Source organism: Photorhabdus hainanensis (genome assembly GCF_018448965.1).
Taxonomy (GTDB): domain Bacteria; phylum Pseudomonadota; class Gammaproteobacteria; order Enterobacterales; family Enterobacteriaceae; genus Photorhabdus; species Photorhabdus akhurstii.
Window position 1 is genome coordinate 1 of record NZ_RCWD01000121.1, and the last position, 692, is coordinate 692.

General features: G+C 56.5%; 1 pseudogene. It reads left to right on the plus strand.

From position 1 onward, the window contains the following. A pseudogene (locus tag EAE92_RS24145) lies at positions 1-692 on the plus strand (S-layer family protein); the annotation flags it as partial.

Consider the following 692-nt stretch of genomic DNA (forward strand, 5'->3'; position numbering starts at 1 on the left):
GGATTACCACCGATACGGGCAGTCAGACCCACTGGTATGCTAAAAAAACCAAAAAGAAAAAGTTCGGGTTCGGTGGCACCAAAACCTCGCAGGGGAAAAGCCGCAGCAATTATGACCCGGCCCCCGTCATAGAAACCATCGACCTGAAAACGCTGGCCTGGCAGGAGAATACCCGTCCACAGGGCACCGATATCACGATTACAGACCGACAGACCAGTCAGATACATTCTGCCCCCACGACGGTCACGCCGGTGAACGGTATCAAAAATCAGCCACTGAGTTTGCCCCCGGAGACCGTCAAAGGGCAAACAGTCGACCCGGTGATACGCGTGGTGACGCCCGATACCCGCCTGCCGGATAACAGCCTGTATACCGTGCAACCGGGCAGCGACAGCCACTATCTGGTCGAGACCGACCCGAAATTTACCCAGTATAAACAGTGGCTGGGTTCTGACTATATGCGGCAACAATTAACTCACGACCCGGCGCTGGTCCACAAACGCCTGGGCGATGGGTTCTACGAACAGCGTCTGGTGCGTGACCAAATCACCCAACTGACCGGCCGGCGCTATCTGCCGGGCTACAACAACGACGAAGCCCAGTTTAAAGCGCTGATGGATGCCGGTGTCGCTTTTGGCAAACAGCAGCAATTAACGCCGGGCGTCGCCTTAAGCCCGGCACAGATGGCGTTG